Origin of the sequence: Methanobrevibacter thaueri, assembly GCF_003111625.1 — an archaeon.
Classification (GTDB): Archaea; Methanobacteriota; Methanobacteria; order Methanobacteriales; family Methanobacteriaceae; genus Methanocatella; species Methanocatella thaueri.
The window spans coordinates 1-13429 of record NZ_MZGS01000018.1; the positions used below are offsets into that span (position 1 = coordinate 1).

Annotated in this window: 21 protein-coding genes; 5 read left to right on the forward strand and 16 right to left on the reverse strand. The window is 37.1% G+C overall.

Annotated elements, in window-relative coordinates; translation table 11 throughout:
• Positions 1–150: 150 nt before the first annotated feature.
• The 11 genes from MBBTH_RS03855 to rnc all read right to left on the reverse strand — a co-directional run bounded on the left by MBBTH_RS03855 (position 151) and on the right by rnc (position 8227).
• The gene (locus MBBTH_RS03855) at positions 151–426 is read right to left on the reverse strand and encodes a zinc ribbon domain-containing protein (RefSeq protein ID WP_116591742.1); all 276 of its coding nucleotides are present in this window, start codon (positions 424–426) and stop codon (positions 151–153) included.
• A 71-nt stretch (positions 427–497) separates the two neighbouring features.
• Complete coding sequence (locus MBBTH_RS03860) at positions 498–1223, reverse strand: ABC transporter permease (RefSeq protein WP_116591743.1); 726 nt, start codon at positions 1221–1223, stop codon at positions 498–500.
• Positions 1224–1232: 9 nt separating this feature from the next.
• Positions 1233–2150 (reverse strand): ABC transporter ATP-binding protein, encoded by a 918-nt coding sequence (locus MBBTH_RS03865; RefSeq protein WP_116591744.1) that lies wholly within the window; start codon positions 2148–2150, stop codon positions 1233–1235.
• A 62-nt stretch (positions 2151–2212) separates the two neighbouring features.
• Positions 2213–3049, reverse strand: coding sequence for a DUF4013 domain-containing protein (locus tag MBBTH_RS03870; RefSeq protein ID WP_116591745.1), 837 nt, complete (start codon positions 3047–3049; stop codon positions 2213–2215).
• A gap of 9 nt (positions 3050–3058) precedes the next feature.
• A complete protein-coding gene (locus MBBTH_RS03875) occupies positions 3059–3793 on the reverse strand; it encodes a DUF4013 domain-containing protein (RefSeq protein ID WP_116591746.1) in 735 nt (244 codons plus the stop codon).
• 11 nt (positions 3794–3804) lie between these two features.
• Positions 3805–4041, reverse strand: a complete 237-nt coding sequence (locus tag MBBTH_RS03880) for a helix-turn-helix transcriptional regulator (RefSeq protein WP_116591747.1) — start codon at positions 4039–4041, stop codon at positions 3805–3807.
• A gap of 433 nt (positions 4042–4474) precedes the next feature.
• Entirely contained in the window at positions 4475–5038 is a 564-nt protein-coding gene (locus MBBTH_RS03885; RefSeq protein ID WP_116591748.1) for a phosphatase PAP2 family protein, read from the reverse strand.
• Between the two features lie 9 nt (positions 5039–5047).
• The gene (locus MBBTH_RS03890; protein ID WP_207773331.1) at positions 5048–5365 is read right to left on the reverse strand and encodes an AzlD domain-containing protein; all 318 of its coding nucleotides are present in this window, start codon (positions 5363–5365) and stop codon (positions 5048–5050) included.
• The gene (locus MBBTH_RS03895) at positions 5362–6054 is read right to left on the reverse strand and encodes an AzlC family ABC transporter permease (RefSeq protein WP_133241939.1); all 693 of its coding nucleotides are present in this window, start codon (positions 6052–6054) and stop codon (positions 5362–5364) included. Before MBBTH_RS03895 ends, MBBTH_RS03890 begins: the two co-directional genes overlap by 4 nt.
• A 34-nt stretch (positions 6055–6088) precedes the next feature.
• Entirely contained in the window at positions 6089–7555 is a 1467-nt protein-coding gene (gene metX / locus MBBTH_RS03900; RefSeq protein ID WP_116591750.1) for a homoserine O-acetyltransferase MetX, read from the reverse strand.
• Complete coding sequence (gene rnc, locus MBBTH_RS03905) at positions 7556–8227, reverse strand: ribonuclease III (RefSeq protein WP_116591751.1); 672 nt, start codon at positions 8225–8227, stop codon at positions 7556–7558.
• 166 nt (positions 8228–8393) lie between these two features.
• Between rnc and MBBTH_RS03910 the strand changes: the two genes are divergently transcribed.
• Complete coding sequence (locus tag MBBTH_RS03910) at positions 8394–8729, forward strand: hypothetical protein (RefSeq protein WP_116591752.1); 336 nt, start codon at positions 8394–8396, stop codon at positions 8727–8729.
• Here MBBTH_RS03910 and MBBTH_RS03915 read toward each other — a convergent pair.
• The 4 genes from MBBTH_RS03915 to MBBTH_RS03930 all read right to left on the reverse strand — a co-directional run bounded on the left by MBBTH_RS03915 (position 8724) and on the right by MBBTH_RS03930 (position 10142).
• Positions 8724–9110: a hypothetical protein gene (locus tag MBBTH_RS03915; protein ID WP_116591753.1), complete on the reverse strand. Its 387-nt coding sequence runs from the start codon at positions 9108–9110 to the stop codon at positions 8724–8726. The genes MBBTH_RS03910 and MBBTH_RS03915 overlap by 6 nt on opposite strands.
• A gap of 8 nt (positions 9111–9118) precedes the next feature.
• Entirely contained in the window at positions 9119–9529 is a 411-nt protein-coding gene (locus tag MBBTH_RS03920) for a hypothetical protein (RefSeq protein ID WP_116591754.1), read from the reverse strand.
• A 143-nt stretch (positions 9530–9672) separates the two neighbouring features.
• Positions 9673–9861, reverse strand: coding sequence for a 50S ribosomal protein L37e (locus tag MBBTH_RS03925; protein ID WP_067042784.1), 189 nt, complete (start codon positions 9859–9861; stop codon positions 9673–9675).
• 50 nt (positions 9862–9911) lie between these two features.
• Positions 9912–10142: an LSm family protein gene (locus MBBTH_RS03930; RefSeq protein WP_116591755.1), complete on the reverse strand. Its 231-nt coding sequence runs from the start codon at positions 10140–10142 to the stop codon at positions 9912–9914.
• A gap of 304 nt (positions 10143–10446) precedes the next feature.
• On the opposite strand from MBBTH_RS03930, the gene MBBTH_RS03935 reads away from it, so the two are divergent.
• The 3 genes from MBBTH_RS03935 (at position 10447) to arfB (ending at position 12196) form a co-directional block, all read left to right on the forward strand.
• The gene (locus MBBTH_RS03935; RefSeq protein WP_116591756.1) at positions 10447–10944 is read left to right on the forward strand and encodes a type II toxin-antitoxin system antitoxin SocA domain-containing protein; all 498 of its coding nucleotides are present in this window, start codon (positions 10447–10449) and stop codon (positions 10942–10944) included.
• Positions 10945–11010: 66 nt separating this feature from the next.
• A complete protein-coding gene (locus tag MBBTH_RS03940) occupies positions 11011–11493 on the forward strand; it encodes an RNA-binding protein (protein WP_116591757.1) in 483 nt (160 codons plus the stop codon).
• Positions 11494–11503: 10 nt separating this feature from the next.
• Positions 11504–12196, forward strand: a complete 693-nt coding sequence (gene arfB, locus MBBTH_RS03945; protein WP_116591758.1) for a 2-amino-5-formylamino-6-ribosylaminopyrimidin-4(3H)-one 5'-monophosphate deformylase — start codon at positions 11504–11506, stop codon at positions 12194–12196.
• A gap of 20 nt (positions 12197–12216) precedes the next feature.
• Here arfB and MBBTH_RS03950 read toward each other — a convergent pair whose 3' ends face one another.
• Positions 12217–12636: a hypothetical protein gene (locus MBBTH_RS03950; RefSeq protein ID WP_116591759.1), complete on the reverse strand. Its 420-nt coding sequence runs from the start codon at positions 12634–12636 to the stop codon at positions 12217–12219.
• A 70-nt stretch (positions 12637–12706) separates the two neighbouring features.
• Between MBBTH_RS03950 and MBBTH_RS03955 the strand changes: the two genes are divergently transcribed.
• Positions 12707–13312 (forward strand): YigZ family protein, encoded by a 606-nt coding sequence (locus MBBTH_RS03955; RefSeq protein ID WP_116591760.1) that lies wholly within the window; start codon positions 12707–12709, stop codon positions 13310–13312.
• Positions 13313–13429 lie beyond the last annotated feature (117 nt).

Below are 13429 nucleotides of genomic sequence, written 5' to 3' on the forward strand. Positions count from 1 at the left end.
AATCCAGAAATAATAAAGAAATTATACAAGACTAAAACTGGAATTCTAACATTTTTAGACTATCAAATGAAAAATTGGACTGAAAAACACTTGAAAATTAAATAAGCCTATAAAATTTTACAGACTCAAAAAAAAGAAAAGGTAATGGGCTCAGTCGTTTGCCCATCTTTTGAGTTTAGGGAAAACTTCCCTCATCATTGCGCTTGCTTCGGCCTTATCGATTTCAGGGTGGACTTCAACCATCTTGTCGATGCAGAAATTCATCATTTCATCCATTGACATGTCTGATGTGAATTCCCCGTCCTTGAAGCAGTAAATGCAGTAGTCCTCATTTTTACTGCCGTCGGCATTTGTTGCGAATAGCTCATCGTCCGCCAGCGGCATTGCACAAGATTGACAGAATTTTTGGTTTTCAAATTCATTCATAATATAACCTCTACTATTACTTTGGCATGAGAATATTTAAAGCAATTGGGAGAGCCTTTGGGAAGTAAAGACTAAAGTGAAACGTCCGTCTTTGTGAAGTAGATATATGAAATAATCAATCCTATTGCGAAAGTGGCCAGAATAATGCCGTAGGATAGTGAAATGCTTGCATTATAGCCTGCAATCTCACCTGATGCGATTAAATATGGGCATACCCAAGGAACATAAGGCGCCCAATTCTGGCCATAGATCAACATGTTGACCAATGTCAAGCCTGCTCCTCCGACCATTGCCGGCACCATATTTGTAATCACCAATGAAAGGAATACGAATGGAGAGAATGTTAAAAACAGTAGCACGTTTGCAAAGAGAAGCTGGATAAAGCTGTCAATGAATAATTTTAGGCTAAATCCCTCAAGGCCTGCAATAAAACCAAAGACAAGTGTTGATAAACTTGTAACAACAGTTAAAATTAAAATCCAAACTAAAAACATGACATATTTGCTTAACAAGAAATTTCCTCGAGACACCGGAATAGTGAGCATTGTCTTAAGAGTATGTTCATTGTATTCCCTTCCGAACAGGTAGGAAATCATTATTGCAAAAAGCAGAACTGCAAACAATGCAGACATATACATATTTACATTATTGAACAACAATTCAAAAGTATTTCCTTCATCAAATGCAAAAACTGCGATAAACATTAAAAACGGAGGTAAAATTGCCCCCATTAAACTCAACAGGAATATGTTTGATCTTTTAAGTTTTAAGAATTCCATTTCTATGAAAGTTAACATCCTATCACCTCAATTATTGGAAACGAATCTTGTAAAGAACTCTTCCAAGTTTTCTTCACACAAATTCACCTTTCTAACATCAATTCCTGCCTTAACAAACAATGCATTGAATTTATCCCTCATGTTAAGATGGGAATAGAGACGAATCGTATTGTTGTCAATTGTATAATCATCATTTTCCTTAAGCTCCAATTCCCTAAAGATAATTTGTGCAAGATTAATGTCTGACACTTCAAATTCGACAAACTTGTTTAAGCGGTCATGCAACTCCTCTCTTGAGATTTCATCAATCAAAACACCATTGTCCATAAAACCTATGACATCGGCAAGATTTTCGATTTCACTCAATATATGTGATGAAATGAGAATTGTTATTCCGAATTCATGGGACAATCTTTTAAGCAATGTCCTGATTTCCTTTATTCCAAAAGGGTCAAGACCATTAATCGGTTCGTCCAAAATCAGCAATTCCGGATTATGCAAAATAGCCGCAGCTATTCCCAAACGTTGCTTCATTCCCAATGAGAAATCCTTGAACCTTTTTGATTTCGCATCTGCCAGATTGACCATTTCAAGAACCAGCCTGATTTTTTGAGGATTATAATCGCCCCTTATTTTTCCAATGATTTTCAAGTTTTCATATGCTGTCAGATTCTCATAAAATCCTGGAGTTTCAATGATTGAACCTATTTTCGGATAGATTTCATTGTAATGTCTTTTTGGATCCTTTCCGAAAAGGAGTATTTCTCCACCGCTTGGATATGTGAGGTTCAGTAGCATACACATTGTTGTGGTTTTTCCGGCCCCGTTTTTTCCCAAAAGACCGTATATTTTCCCCTTTTCAACATGCATATTTACTGAATTCACAACCTTCCTCTTGGAATATGTTTTTGACAGATTGTTTGTTTCGATAACGTAGTCTACCATGTTTAAAACTCCTGTTAATATCACTAAAAAAAAAGAAAATGGAATGTTTAAAAGCATTCCAATTATTTGATTGATTCTCTATATATTGATCCGCAAACCCTGTTGAAGAACACACTGCAGTAGGAAGTCACAAACAATGCTTCAATCACTGATATGACAGTTGATATGACTATTGCCTGATTGTTAATTGCCGCAGCAAATATTACGGTCAAAAAGCTTAAGATAACTCCAACAGCAAGATTGATAATCATGAACACTATCACTGTAAAGATGACTGTTCCGATATACTTGCCCCAACCGAGATTGGAGATGTTGTCGATTATCTCCCTAAAGTCAAATGCCTTTTTTAGGCTGTCATGGGCAATCATATTGTTCAATGCCATGATAAGGATTAAATAACAGATAAGACTCAATAAAACTGAAATTATCATTAGGACCGGCCATACATATGAGTTGTTTGTAACCATTATTGCCAAAAACAGCACAACCATTGAAGGGATGCTGTATACAATAGTTACAAAGAGATATTTTATTCCCTTGATGAACATTCCAAGTATATCATCAAATCCCGGAAGGTCATCCTTCCTGTCTATTGAAAAGCCAATCACATTATACTGATATCCCAGTATAAACAATAATACAATGAATCCCACTATAAGCATCGCAATAGCCAAATAAACATCTCCATGAGGCAGATGTGAATATCCTAAAGTGGATGCTGTAACGTTGGTTTTTTCCAAAGTGTGTATGATCATCCTAGTTACATCAACGGTCTTAATGGTAAATGCCATTGTAATCAAATCAAATATGACAAATAATATTCCGAATCCCAAAAGTTTTTTGATGTCATTGAAGGGATATTTCAATCCCTCAACGACACAGTCAGTAATGCTTGCCATACAATCACCTTATATCTGCATTGTGTATAACAATCCGATTGATCTTGCATTGAATATGCTTAGGTACGGTCCGACAAGGAACATTGCTATTGCTGAGTTAACAAATGCTCCTAAAAGGAATATTCCACCTGCAGCATCGGCACCTAAAGCGAATCCGGAGATTCCAAACACAGTGAAGATTAATCCGATAAGTGCGGTTACGACAAATGCTATGACCACTGTTATGATGATTAATCCCAAATAGGTTGCAATGCATCTGGACCAGGTTATTTCGTCAATGACACCTTTTATTTCAGCTATTTCGAAGGCTTTTGAAAATGCTCCGTCATTGTATGCCATGTGACATATTCCGATTTGAGCCATTAAGCATGCTGCAATTCCAACAACGAATGTGATTAAACATCCGATGAGTATTACTGCAGCAGACAATGCGCCTGTGAGTTGGGTTGCAAGGACAGCAAAAATCAAAAAGATAACTGCTGGCACAATTAGATATGCTATCTGAACAATGACAACCTTGACACCGTCAATAAACATTTCTATTATATCATCGAAGCCAGGCAATGGATCCCTGCCGTTGATTATTCCGTGTACTGCTGTATTGATAACTCGATAATTGTATCCTGTAATTAGGAATACTGGAATTAATAGGAAGTGGAATAAAGCAAATATTCCCAATATCACTAATGTTTTCCAGTCTTTTGCTGAATATTCCAATGAATCTTTATATATGTCTAAAATCATTTTTCTAACCTCTAATAGTAATCATCATCGAAAATGAATATCTCTTCCATAACGAAATATTTCTCTCGATCTCCTTTAAACATCATTTTATTGAAGACCTGGGTTATTTCATAAGCTAAAAATAAAGATGGATTATATCTGCCATTTTCCAGCGCATTAATGGTTTGTCGGGTAACTCCAACTTTATCCCCCAGTTCCTTTTGGCTCATTTTGAGCTCCTGTCTTAAGTATTTAATCATGGTTCTCATAGTATCCCATAAATAACTTATCACTTTTGCAAAAAGTATTTAAGTACTGAAGTAATTATGTTAAAAAGTAATTACTTATGTTAATGTTACATTACATAGTATTTAAACTTTATGGTTTATGATAAAATTAATATAATAAATTTAAATTGCAAAATAACATTTAAATTATATTTATTTTAATATTAAATAAACTTTTTATTATGTTTAATTTATTTAAATAAATTTAAATTGCTAAATTAATGTTTAACTGAATATAACTTAATTAAATTAAAAAAATTAAAAACAAAACATTTATATATCGGGTAATACATCTTTAACATATGTAACATATCTATAACAGATTACTGTTACAAAAAAGTTCCAAGCAGAAAAAATTGCAATTATACATATTTTTCCTCTGAATTTCCTTCAATCTGCTTGGAACAAAAAAAAATTAGATATTGATTTTACTTAGAATCTTATCTTTGTACCTGTTGACAATCAACGCACCGGCAATTCCAATCAATGCACCTGACAAGACATCAAAAGGATAATGCACACCACAATATATTCTTGAAAAGAGAATAACAATTGCAAACAATGTCAACAGAACACTGAGAATCTTGTAATGCTTTTTAGCTAAATCTTCAATGTTCAAAAGGAAAACTGAAATGACAGCCAGTGTTGATGTGGCATGACCTGACGGGAAGGCGAATACGTCATCCTCAAATATAAGCAGGCGAACATTGTCCAAAACCATGTATGGCCTTGGCTCCTGAACGACAAGCTTTATGGCATAAGTGACCAGATCTGAAAGCAACAAAGCAATCAATGCAATGATTGCCACTTTCTTGAGGGTTTCCTTATTCCTTAGCTTTGCATACAATATGACAAGAAGCACTATCATAAGCATCCAGACAAAACCGCCCAAATGAGTTATGTACGGCAATACCGCATCGAATATTGGATTTTGCAAGTTATTATTAATGTAATAGAAAAATATCTCATTTATAGACATGAAATCACCTTAAAACATCGGTACAATCGAATATACCGCAATCAATATCACCACTGTCAATATTACAATCGCACCAAGAGGGACCTTTTTCCAGGCAAGTCCCGCAGCCACAATCGCACCTATCAGACCTATATACCAAAGCTGGTTATCCACTGTCAATACGCCAGGGCATATCAGGGCGGCAAGCGCAGTGTATGGAATCAGATTGAGGAACTTCTCGAATTTCGGCGAGAAATTCAACTTGTCGATGAACAACGCTGGAATCAGTCTTGGAATGAATGTGACAAGCGCACAGCCAAGAATTACGAGATTTACATAATCCATCATACATCCCCTCCAAGTATGTATTCGTCATCGACTATGTACATTCCTATTGCCGCTCCAACGAGTGTTGAGACGATCAGTGACCAGTTTCCCAGAAACTGTCCTAAAACCACATTCAAGACTGCTGTTATCAAAACAAGCAATGCAATCTGTTTGGATTCCTTGATTGAAGGTATCAGAATGGCCACAAAGAGAGCATATAGTGAAATGTTGAAACTGTTTGTGACGATTACAGGAAGCAGGTCAAGAACAACAACACCAATTCCCGCACCTAAAATCCATGACAGCCATGCGATGATTGCAATTCCAAGATATATCCAGATATTGGAATCCTCACTCAGCGAAAACATTGCAAATGACTCATCGACAGTCACATGGGCTGCAAGGATATTCAAGGGAGTGTTTGACTCTTCAACCTGGTTCAAGACACAAGTTGACATTACAAAATACCTTAAGTTGACCACAAAATTGGTCAATATAATCGCCATTGCTGTTGCGCCACTCAAAAGCATTGACGCAGCTATGATTTGGCCCGCACCGGCATAGACCAGCACAGACATTGATACTGTTTGAAGAGGAGTCATCCCTGCCTTGATTGCAATTGCTGCATATCCTATACCCATAGGAACATATCCAAAGGTAATCGGAATACCCTTACGGCAACCATCAATAAACTTCTCTCTTCTAGACAAAATAACGACTCCAAAAATAGTAAAAAAAAGTAATTTAACCTAATAAATTACTTATTTGATCAGTTGTAATCAAACCTAAAACAGCCATGTCCTCATCGACGACAGGAAGACATGATATGTCAAACTTGCGCATCTGACGAGCAATCTCCTCTATGGTGTCATCGGCATGACAGTACTTGACTGTAGTGGTCATGATATCAATCAGCTGATTTGAGTTTGTTGCAATGGACTTGGATAAATCCCAGCTTGTAACAATACCTATCAGCTTATTCTCGTCAGTGACGACCGGAATGTGGGTAACATGTTTATCCAACATCAATTTGGCCGCATCCTGCACATCCGCATCGGCCTTGATTGTTGCAATCTTTTCCATCATCAGATCCTCAACAGTGCTGCTTGACAGGAACTTTGAAAGGATGTGATTCAACTGTCCCCTTTCAAGAAGGAATGCGTCGTGGCCGTAATTTGACTTTATCTCTGAAAATGAGACTTCCACGTTGTTGACGTTCAGTGCTGTCACAAGCTCTGTGCTCTGTTCGGTCGGATATAGCCAATCAGAATCAACAGAAATCACTTCAGTCTTACATTCAACCTCCTTAAGTCCGTCAATCAATGAATCGTTAACGCTTAAATCGAATAGGTCAACTGCTTTTGTTATGAATAGGTAACTGTTTGCATCAAAACGCTTAACGAATGTCTCTCCTTGATGCTTGAGATAGCTTTCGACCTGGAAGTCTATTGAGAAATCATAGCTGATTTCCTCCTTGTCCTGCAAGTCCCTTCCAAACTTGATGTCCATTGACTCATCGCTCAAATAGGTAATGTGAGCTATCATACGGGCAAGGGACAATCCGTTTTCCGGAATCTTGCCGGTTTCATAATAGTTTCCATTGTTCCAGTTAGGGTCTGAGAATATTGCCTGACGACCTACTTCATTGAAAGCTATTTGCTGCGGGGAGGACAATCCTGTTGTAGCTATCGGAACTGCCTTTTTCATCATTGCAGGATAGGTCACCATCCAGTCAAGAACCTGCATTCCTCCCATTGAACCGCCGATTATCGCATATAATTGGCTTATTCCAAATGAGTCAACAAGTTTCTTTTGAACTTTAACCATATCCCTGATGGTAATTACGGGGAAATCCAAACCATATTGCTTTCCTGTCTCTGGATTGATTGAACTAGGGCCTGTTGTTCCTTTACATCCTCCAAGCACATTGGAACATATTATGAAGAACTTTTCAGTGTCCAATGCCTTTCCAGGACCTATCACTATTTCCCACCAACCAGGTTTCCTGTCACCCTCGTGCCATCCTGCGGCATGTGCATCACCTGTAAGGGCATGACAGATTAAAATAGCATTGGTTTTTTCTTTGTTAAGCTCACCGTAGGTTTCATATGCTACTGTGACCTTTTCAAGGGTTTTTCCACTATCTAATGTAATTGGTTCGTTAATGTCATAGTATTGTGTCTCAACAATACCAACAGATTCTTTATTCATTTATTTTCTCCCTATTCGTAGCTTGCGCATAGCTCCTTTCGCAGCTGATTGTTCAGCTTCTTTCTTGTTCTTTCCTCTTCCAACACCCATTTGCTTTCCGTCGATTAGACAGGCCATGATGAATGTCTTGTCATGAGGAACACCATATTCTTTCAATACTTCATAGGTTATTTTAATTTCGTGAGCGTCACCATATTCCTTCATTGAAGACTTGTAATCCTCAAAGAAGACTCTTTCCTGATCAATATATTTGAATATTGCATTTGAAACAAATTCCTTTGCGAATTCCATTCCCTTGTCTAGGAATATAGCTCCAAGGAATGATTCAAACAGGTCTGCAGTGATTGACAATACCTCATTCTTGGTCAGGTTTGATTCGACCTCAGACACCTTCAGGTATTCCTGCAGGCCCAGCTTGTGTGAGTAATATATCAATGCGTTCTGACAGACGAAATTTGATCTCAGTTTTGTCAAGTCCCCCTCCTCATATTGGGGGTATTTCTTGTATATGTATTCTGACACTATTAAACTCAATACAGAATCTCCTAAAAACTCCAATCTTTCATAATTATAATCCAGATCATGATGAATTGAATATGAGGCATGTGTGAACGCCACCTTATACAAATCCTTGTTTTCAGTTTCTATACCAAATTTCTCAAACAAATCCATAATTAAAGCCCAACTTATTTTTTGTTACATTATTAAATTATAGAGTTTTACTTATATATAACTAATTATTTGAACAAAAAAATTATTACTTTTCAAATGCTCTCTTGCACTTTTCATTTATATACCCAAATCCAAAATAGGAATAACAAAAAAAGGATTTGGTATTATGATATTAAACTGGAAAGAAGAAATGACAAAAATCGACCCTGACATGAAATTCAGAGCACAGGGAGGATGGTTAAAAACCATTACAAAACTAGATAAAACTGTTAAAAACGGATATTCCCTTGTAGGAGATTTTGTACAGGCCGGAGACTTTGAAGAAGAATACAGCGATGGACTATATCTTGACTGCAATAAGGAAGGAAGCGCCAAAAAGGCACAGCAAGACTATCGCCTATTCAGATTCAGGGACGGCAAAGTAAGACTGCTCGACATGGTAATCGATGGAAAGCAAGGCTGGGCAGTGGATCTTTGGGACGCCGTTGAAGACGAATTATAGAAAACGCTCTTCAGGAGTTATGAACCTTGAAAATCCGGTGACTTGAACATTCATTCTCGGATCCAGATATTTAGGTTCCTGCAAGAAGATAATCTTGTGTTCAAAATTTTGAGGGAAGTTTTTTCCTTTCCCATCAACCAACCCTCTAAACCTTACATTATAATCACCAGTGCCACCAATATCCATCATCACTTCCTCAGATGTGACTATGTCATCAAAGAAATCTTCAATATCCATTGATTCAAAAACTGGGGCAATATAACTTAAGGCCATCAAACCGTTTTCATTTTCACGGATTCTAATTCTCTTTTGATCCAATTCAATGCTTTCGCCATTGGATTTGGTAATCTTAATTGTGTCTGTAAATTCATTCTCAAGCATCTATATCACTAGTCAATGTGGCAGAATTCGCAGCAGGAACAGGTAGGTGCGAAATATGAGTCTTCAGGCTCAACGATTGCCTTTTGTGCAAATAGGGTAATATTGAATTTCGGATGGTATTCATTGCTTACCTCTTTTGTCATCGGTGACAATCCACGGTAATATACTGGCCTGTAACCGGTCTGTGAAATGTCAAAGTAGAATTTTTCACCGGTTGTGAACCTGTTGAAGTACTCTTCTAGTTTCAATGCCTGTTTTGGTGCAATTGAAAATGTGAAACCCATTGTACCATCAGTTCTTTGTCTGATTCCTGCATTTGTAATGTCAACTGCAAGTATGTCATCTTTTCCTCTTACAAAGACAACGCAGTTTTCCAAATCAACATCGTTTTCCTGAGCAATATCCTTTAATTCAACCATAATCTTGACTCCTAAAATTTAATTAATAACTAATAGAGTTATCTAAAAAAAGTACTATATAAAATAAACAGTGATGAAAAGTTTTTGAAAAAAAAGAGTTTTGAAAGAAGATTATTTAAATAATCTTCATAACGTTAACCAACCTAAACTAATCTTTGTCTAGTAGTTGGTTTTTTGTTTTGCCAACTGTATCTTCTGAGTTTTTTGGATTTACCGAATCCACAAGAAGCACAGACTTTTTTACGTATGTGATAAGTGTTTCTACCACATCTTCTACATCTGATATGGGTCTTTTTATTCTTTTTACCCATTGATGGAGTTCCCTTTGACATCGATACACCTCCTTAAGCTAACGTAAACAATATAATCTGGAAAAATAATACTATGGTGAAATGTAAACAATATTGTCTCCTCTAATGAGCACAACACCGAGTCTTCTAGTAACTTCTCCGTCTTGTAACTCTTCTGCATCATTAAGAACTAAGTTCATATGTAAATCAAAGCTCTTAAGTATACCTCTAAATTCACGATCTCCTTTAAGTTTTATTAAAACTGGAGAGTCAACTGATTTTCCTAATGCATCAAGTGGTCTTTGAACATTTTGTCCGCTCATTATATCACCTTATATTATCACAATTATTTAGTTTTTTAATATGAAATTTGAGTTCAACACTCTTTATTAGACATAATATAATCAAGTTAAGATAAGACAAAACCTAATTAAAACTAATACTATTAATTATAACTAATCTACTATATAAAGGTTACCTTATTTTAAGCCAAAATAATGAAAAAATAGCAACAACAATTATTATTAACACAAAATACTATTTAAATTATTTCCCAAATGCTCTCCCACTTTCCATAATATATATTAACTACAGAATTAACCTCACCCAACCATCACAGGCCACAACATGAAATTCAACCGCACCAAATATATTGACTTGATAATGTACATTCTCACCCAATGCTCATATAAGCCCAATTTCGGAAAGACCATGCTCTGCAGCCTATTATATTTTATCGACTTCAACCACTACGAGCTTTACGGACGGCTGATGACAAACGAGACTTACATCAAGTCAAAAAGGGGCATACAGCCTGCACATTTCAGGGAAGTAATGAACGACCTGATCTCAGGAGGATATCTCTTTTTCAGAAAGGAACCCTATTACAACCGATTGGTGAACAAGTACTATCCGATCGTCATTCCCAACGTCAAATTCAGTGAAATGGAACTTGAACTTATAAGATACTGCCTGAACAAGTTAAGCAACAGAAATGCCTACAGCATAACGAAATATGCAATTAAAGACCCTCCCATCATAATTGCCGGACTTGGGGATGAAATAGACTTCAGATATGTCTTTTCAAGGGATAAGGAATATTCCATTTTGAAGGACATGCATTAAATCAACAAATATCTTTATTAAATTTTAAAAACAAAAGATTAATTGATAAAACAATACTGGGATAACATGGCGATAAAAGTTAAAAAAAGAAATTTCCTAAAAAAGAAGAAAATTAAAGAGATAAAATCACAATTGGGCGAATACGGAAACCTTCTTCAAGGAAAGAAGAACGTTGAAATACTTGAAGCTGAGCCTAATTCATTCATTTTAGTAGATGGCGAACCTTACATCATAATAATCGATGAAAAACCATTCCCTACACTAAAGGCGGCACTGGCAAATGAAATCGATGCAAAAACAGTAACCGTTGACATGGGAGCAATACGCTTTGTAAGCAACGGTGCTGACATCATGAGTCCTGGAATAGTTGCAACATCCGAGGACGTCGAAGCGGGCGACATAGTATTGATCATTGATGAGACCCATGGAAAGCCGCTGGCAATTGGAGTGAGCTTAATCAGCGGTGAGGAAATGGTTGCAAACGATTCAGGAAAGGCAGTTGAAACCAAGCATTATGTCGGAGACGACATCTGGAACTTTGAGATATAATGGTGATTAAATGGCTGAATTAAGATACAGAGCTGGAAAAATCAGAGACCCTGGAGTTCACAAGATAGGCATAATCGCACTCGGTTCACACCTTGAAAACCACGGACCGGCATTGCCAATCGACACCGACGCCAAAATCGCAGCGCACATCGCATTCCAATCATCCCTTGAAACCGGAGCCAAGTTTTTAGGAATAATCTTTCCCGCCTACGAATTGGACACCATCGACCATGGAGTTCATGTTTCCCTTGATGTGCTGAAGGATAATGTCATCAACACATTGAATCAGGCCAAAAAATTCCTGGACATTGAAAAGGTAGTTATTGTCAACGCCCATGGTGGAAACATTCCATTGGTTGCCGAATTATGGGATATTGAAGACCAGACAGGCATGTCAATAACATTCAACAACAAGGTAATATCCTCCGAAGGCCCTCATGCAGGAAGCGGGGAGCTATCAATGGCAAAGGTTCTGGGCATTGTCAATGAAAATGAACTTGAAAATCAGGATAACGTCGCCGAATACGAGGAAGTGGGCTTATACGGATTCAAGCAAGCCCGCAAGGATGACCCGAACATTGAAGAGGGTGCAAGAGACATTGAAGAAAACGGCGTTTACATCGATGAGGAATATGGCCACAGGCTCTTTAACCTGGCAATAAATGCTGTAATATTCGACGTTGAAAAATTACTTGATTTCTAAAAAAAATAAAAAGAGAGCAGTCAATCTGTTGTTGTTACAACAGAGGAACCACCGCTGGAAGAACCGCCACTTGATGAACTGTCTCCTGATGAACTTGAACTGCTGGATGATGATGAAGAATCATCAGTTGTTGTTTCCACATTTGAGGAATCACTGCTGGATGATGAAGAATCATCAGTTGTTGTCTCCACACTTGAGGAGCTGCTGGATGATGAATCGTCACTATAGGAATAGTCATCATAATTCTTATATCCATAGCTGCGGTCACTGCTTACATCATTGTCTGTGATTGCGGACAGATTATCAAAAATCCCTCCGGATTCACTTTCATTAGGTAAAATTGATATTGGTCCTGTCATAGATGCGAAAACGCTTGCAAGACAAAACGCAAGAATTGCAACTATAAAAATAACCAAAACTGTAGCTGATCTACTTGTCAAATTTAACACCTTTTTAAAAAATTAATTAAAGTTAATATGTCTGATAAAATATATAAATATATTGATAACAATGAAAACAATCAAAAAACCTGTCCAAGTGGAAATCAATGTCAAGAAATCACAATTCATATGCTCATTGTTTCCAACTAAAAACAAAAAAGAATCAAAGGAGATAATCCAAAGGCTGAACCAGCAGTACAGCGATGCAACCCATAACTGCACAGCATACATTGTGGGCGACGGGGAAGGCTTTGACGATGACGGAGAGCCTGGCGGAACCGCCGGCAAACCTATGATCAACGTTTTGCGCAAAAACGAGATTCACAATGTCACAGCAGTAGTCACAAGATACTTTGGAGGAATCAAGCTTGGTGCCGGAGGGCTTGTAAGGGCCTATTCAAAATCAGTAATGGAAGCCATTGGAGAGGCGGAGATTGTTGAAATAGAGGAGTATGACGTTTTTGAACTTGTTTTTGAATACTCCGACATAAAAACCGTCGACGGCGAAGTTAGAAACAACAGCCTTGAAGCGATAGACAAGGATTACTCAGATAAGGTGATCTATCAGGTCATCTCAAGGGACAGTCGGGATATCAAGAAAATATTCGAGAAATATTCCGGAAAAATCAGTGTTGAATTTAAAAACAAGCAATTTTTGGAAAAAATGAGTCTGTAAAATTTTATAGGCTTATTTAATTTTCAAGTGTTTTTCAGTCCAATTTTTCATTTGATAGTCTAAAAATGTTAGAATTCCAGTTTTAGTCTTGTATAATTTCTTTATTATTTCTGGATT

Bases quoted from the DNA above. Each gene is read 5' to 3' on its own strand.
- MBBTH_RS03885 (WP_116591748.1), bottom strand. From the start codon at position 5,038: ATGTCTATAAATGAGATATTTTTCTATTACATTAATAATAACTTGCAA.
- MBBTH_RS03935 (WP_116591756.1), top strand. From the start codon at position 10,447: ATGAAATTCAACCGCACCAAATATATTGACTTGATAATGTACATTCTC.
- MBBTH_RS03910 (WP_116591752.1), top strand. From the start codon at position 8,394: ATGATATTAAACTGGAAAGAAGAAATGACAAAAATCGACCCTGACATG.
- MBBTH_RS03925 (WP_067042784.1), bottom strand. From the start codon at position 9,861: ATGTCAAAGGGAACTCCATCAATGGGTAAAAAGAATAAAAAGACCCAT.
- MBBTH_RS03855 (WP_116591742.1), bottom strand. From the start codon at position 426: ATGAATGAATTTGAAAACCAAAAATTCTGTCAATCTTGTGCAATGCCG.
- MBBTH_RS03890 (WP_207773331.1), bottom strand. From the start codon at position 5,365: ATGATGGATTATGTAAATCTCGTAATTCTTGGCTGTGCGCTTGTCACA.
- MBBTH_RS03930 (WP_116591755.1), bottom strand. From the start codon at position 10,142: ATGAGCGGACAAAATGTTCAAAGACCACTTGATGCATTAGGAAAATCA.
- MBBTH_RS03920 (WP_116591754.1), bottom strand. From the start codon at position 9,529: ATGGTTGAATTAAAGGATATTGCTCAGGAAAACGATGTTGATTTGGAA.
- MBBTH_RS03955 (WP_116591760.1), top strand. From the start codon at position 12,707: ATGAAAACAATCAAAAAACCTGTCCAAGTGGAAATCAATGTCAAGAAA.
- MBBTH_RS03915 (WP_116591753.1), bottom strand. From the start codon at position 9,110: ATGCTTGAGAATGAATTTACAGACACAATTAAGATTACCAAATCCAAT.
- metX (WP_116591750.1), bottom strand. From the start codon at position 7,555: ATGAATAAAGAATCTGTTGGTATTGTTGAGACACAATACTATGACATT.
- MBBTH_RS03940 (WP_116591757.1), top strand. From the start codon at position 11,011: ATGGCGATAAAAGTTAAAAAAAGAAATTTCCTAAAAAAGAAGAAAATT.
- MBBTH_RS03860 (WP_116591743.1), bottom strand. From the start codon at position 1,223: ATGTTAACTTTCATAGAAATGGAATTCTTAAAACTTAAAAGATCAAAC.
- MBBTH_RS03880 (WP_116591747.1), bottom strand. From the start codon at position 4,041: ATGAGAACCATGATTAAATACTTAAGACAGGAGCTCAAAATGAGCCAA.
- MBBTH_RS03875 (WP_116591746.1), bottom strand. From the start codon at position 3,793: ATGATTTTAGACATATATAAAGATTCATTGGAATATTCAGCAAAAGAC.
- MBBTH_RS03865 (WP_116591744.1), bottom strand. From the start codon at position 2,150: ATGGTAGACTACGTTATCGAAACAAACAATCTGTCAAAAACATATTCC.
- MBBTH_RS03870 (WP_116591745.1), bottom strand. From the start codon at position 3,049: ATGGCAAGCATTACTGACTGTGTCGTTGAGGGATTGAAATATCCCTTC.
- rnc (WP_116591751.1), bottom strand. From the start codon at position 8,227: ATGGATTTGTTTGAGAAATTTGGTATAGAAACTGAAAACAAGGATTTG.
- arfB (WP_116591758.1), top strand. From the start codon at position 11,504: ATGGCTGAATTAAGATACAGAGCTGGAAAAATCAGAGACCCTGGAGTT.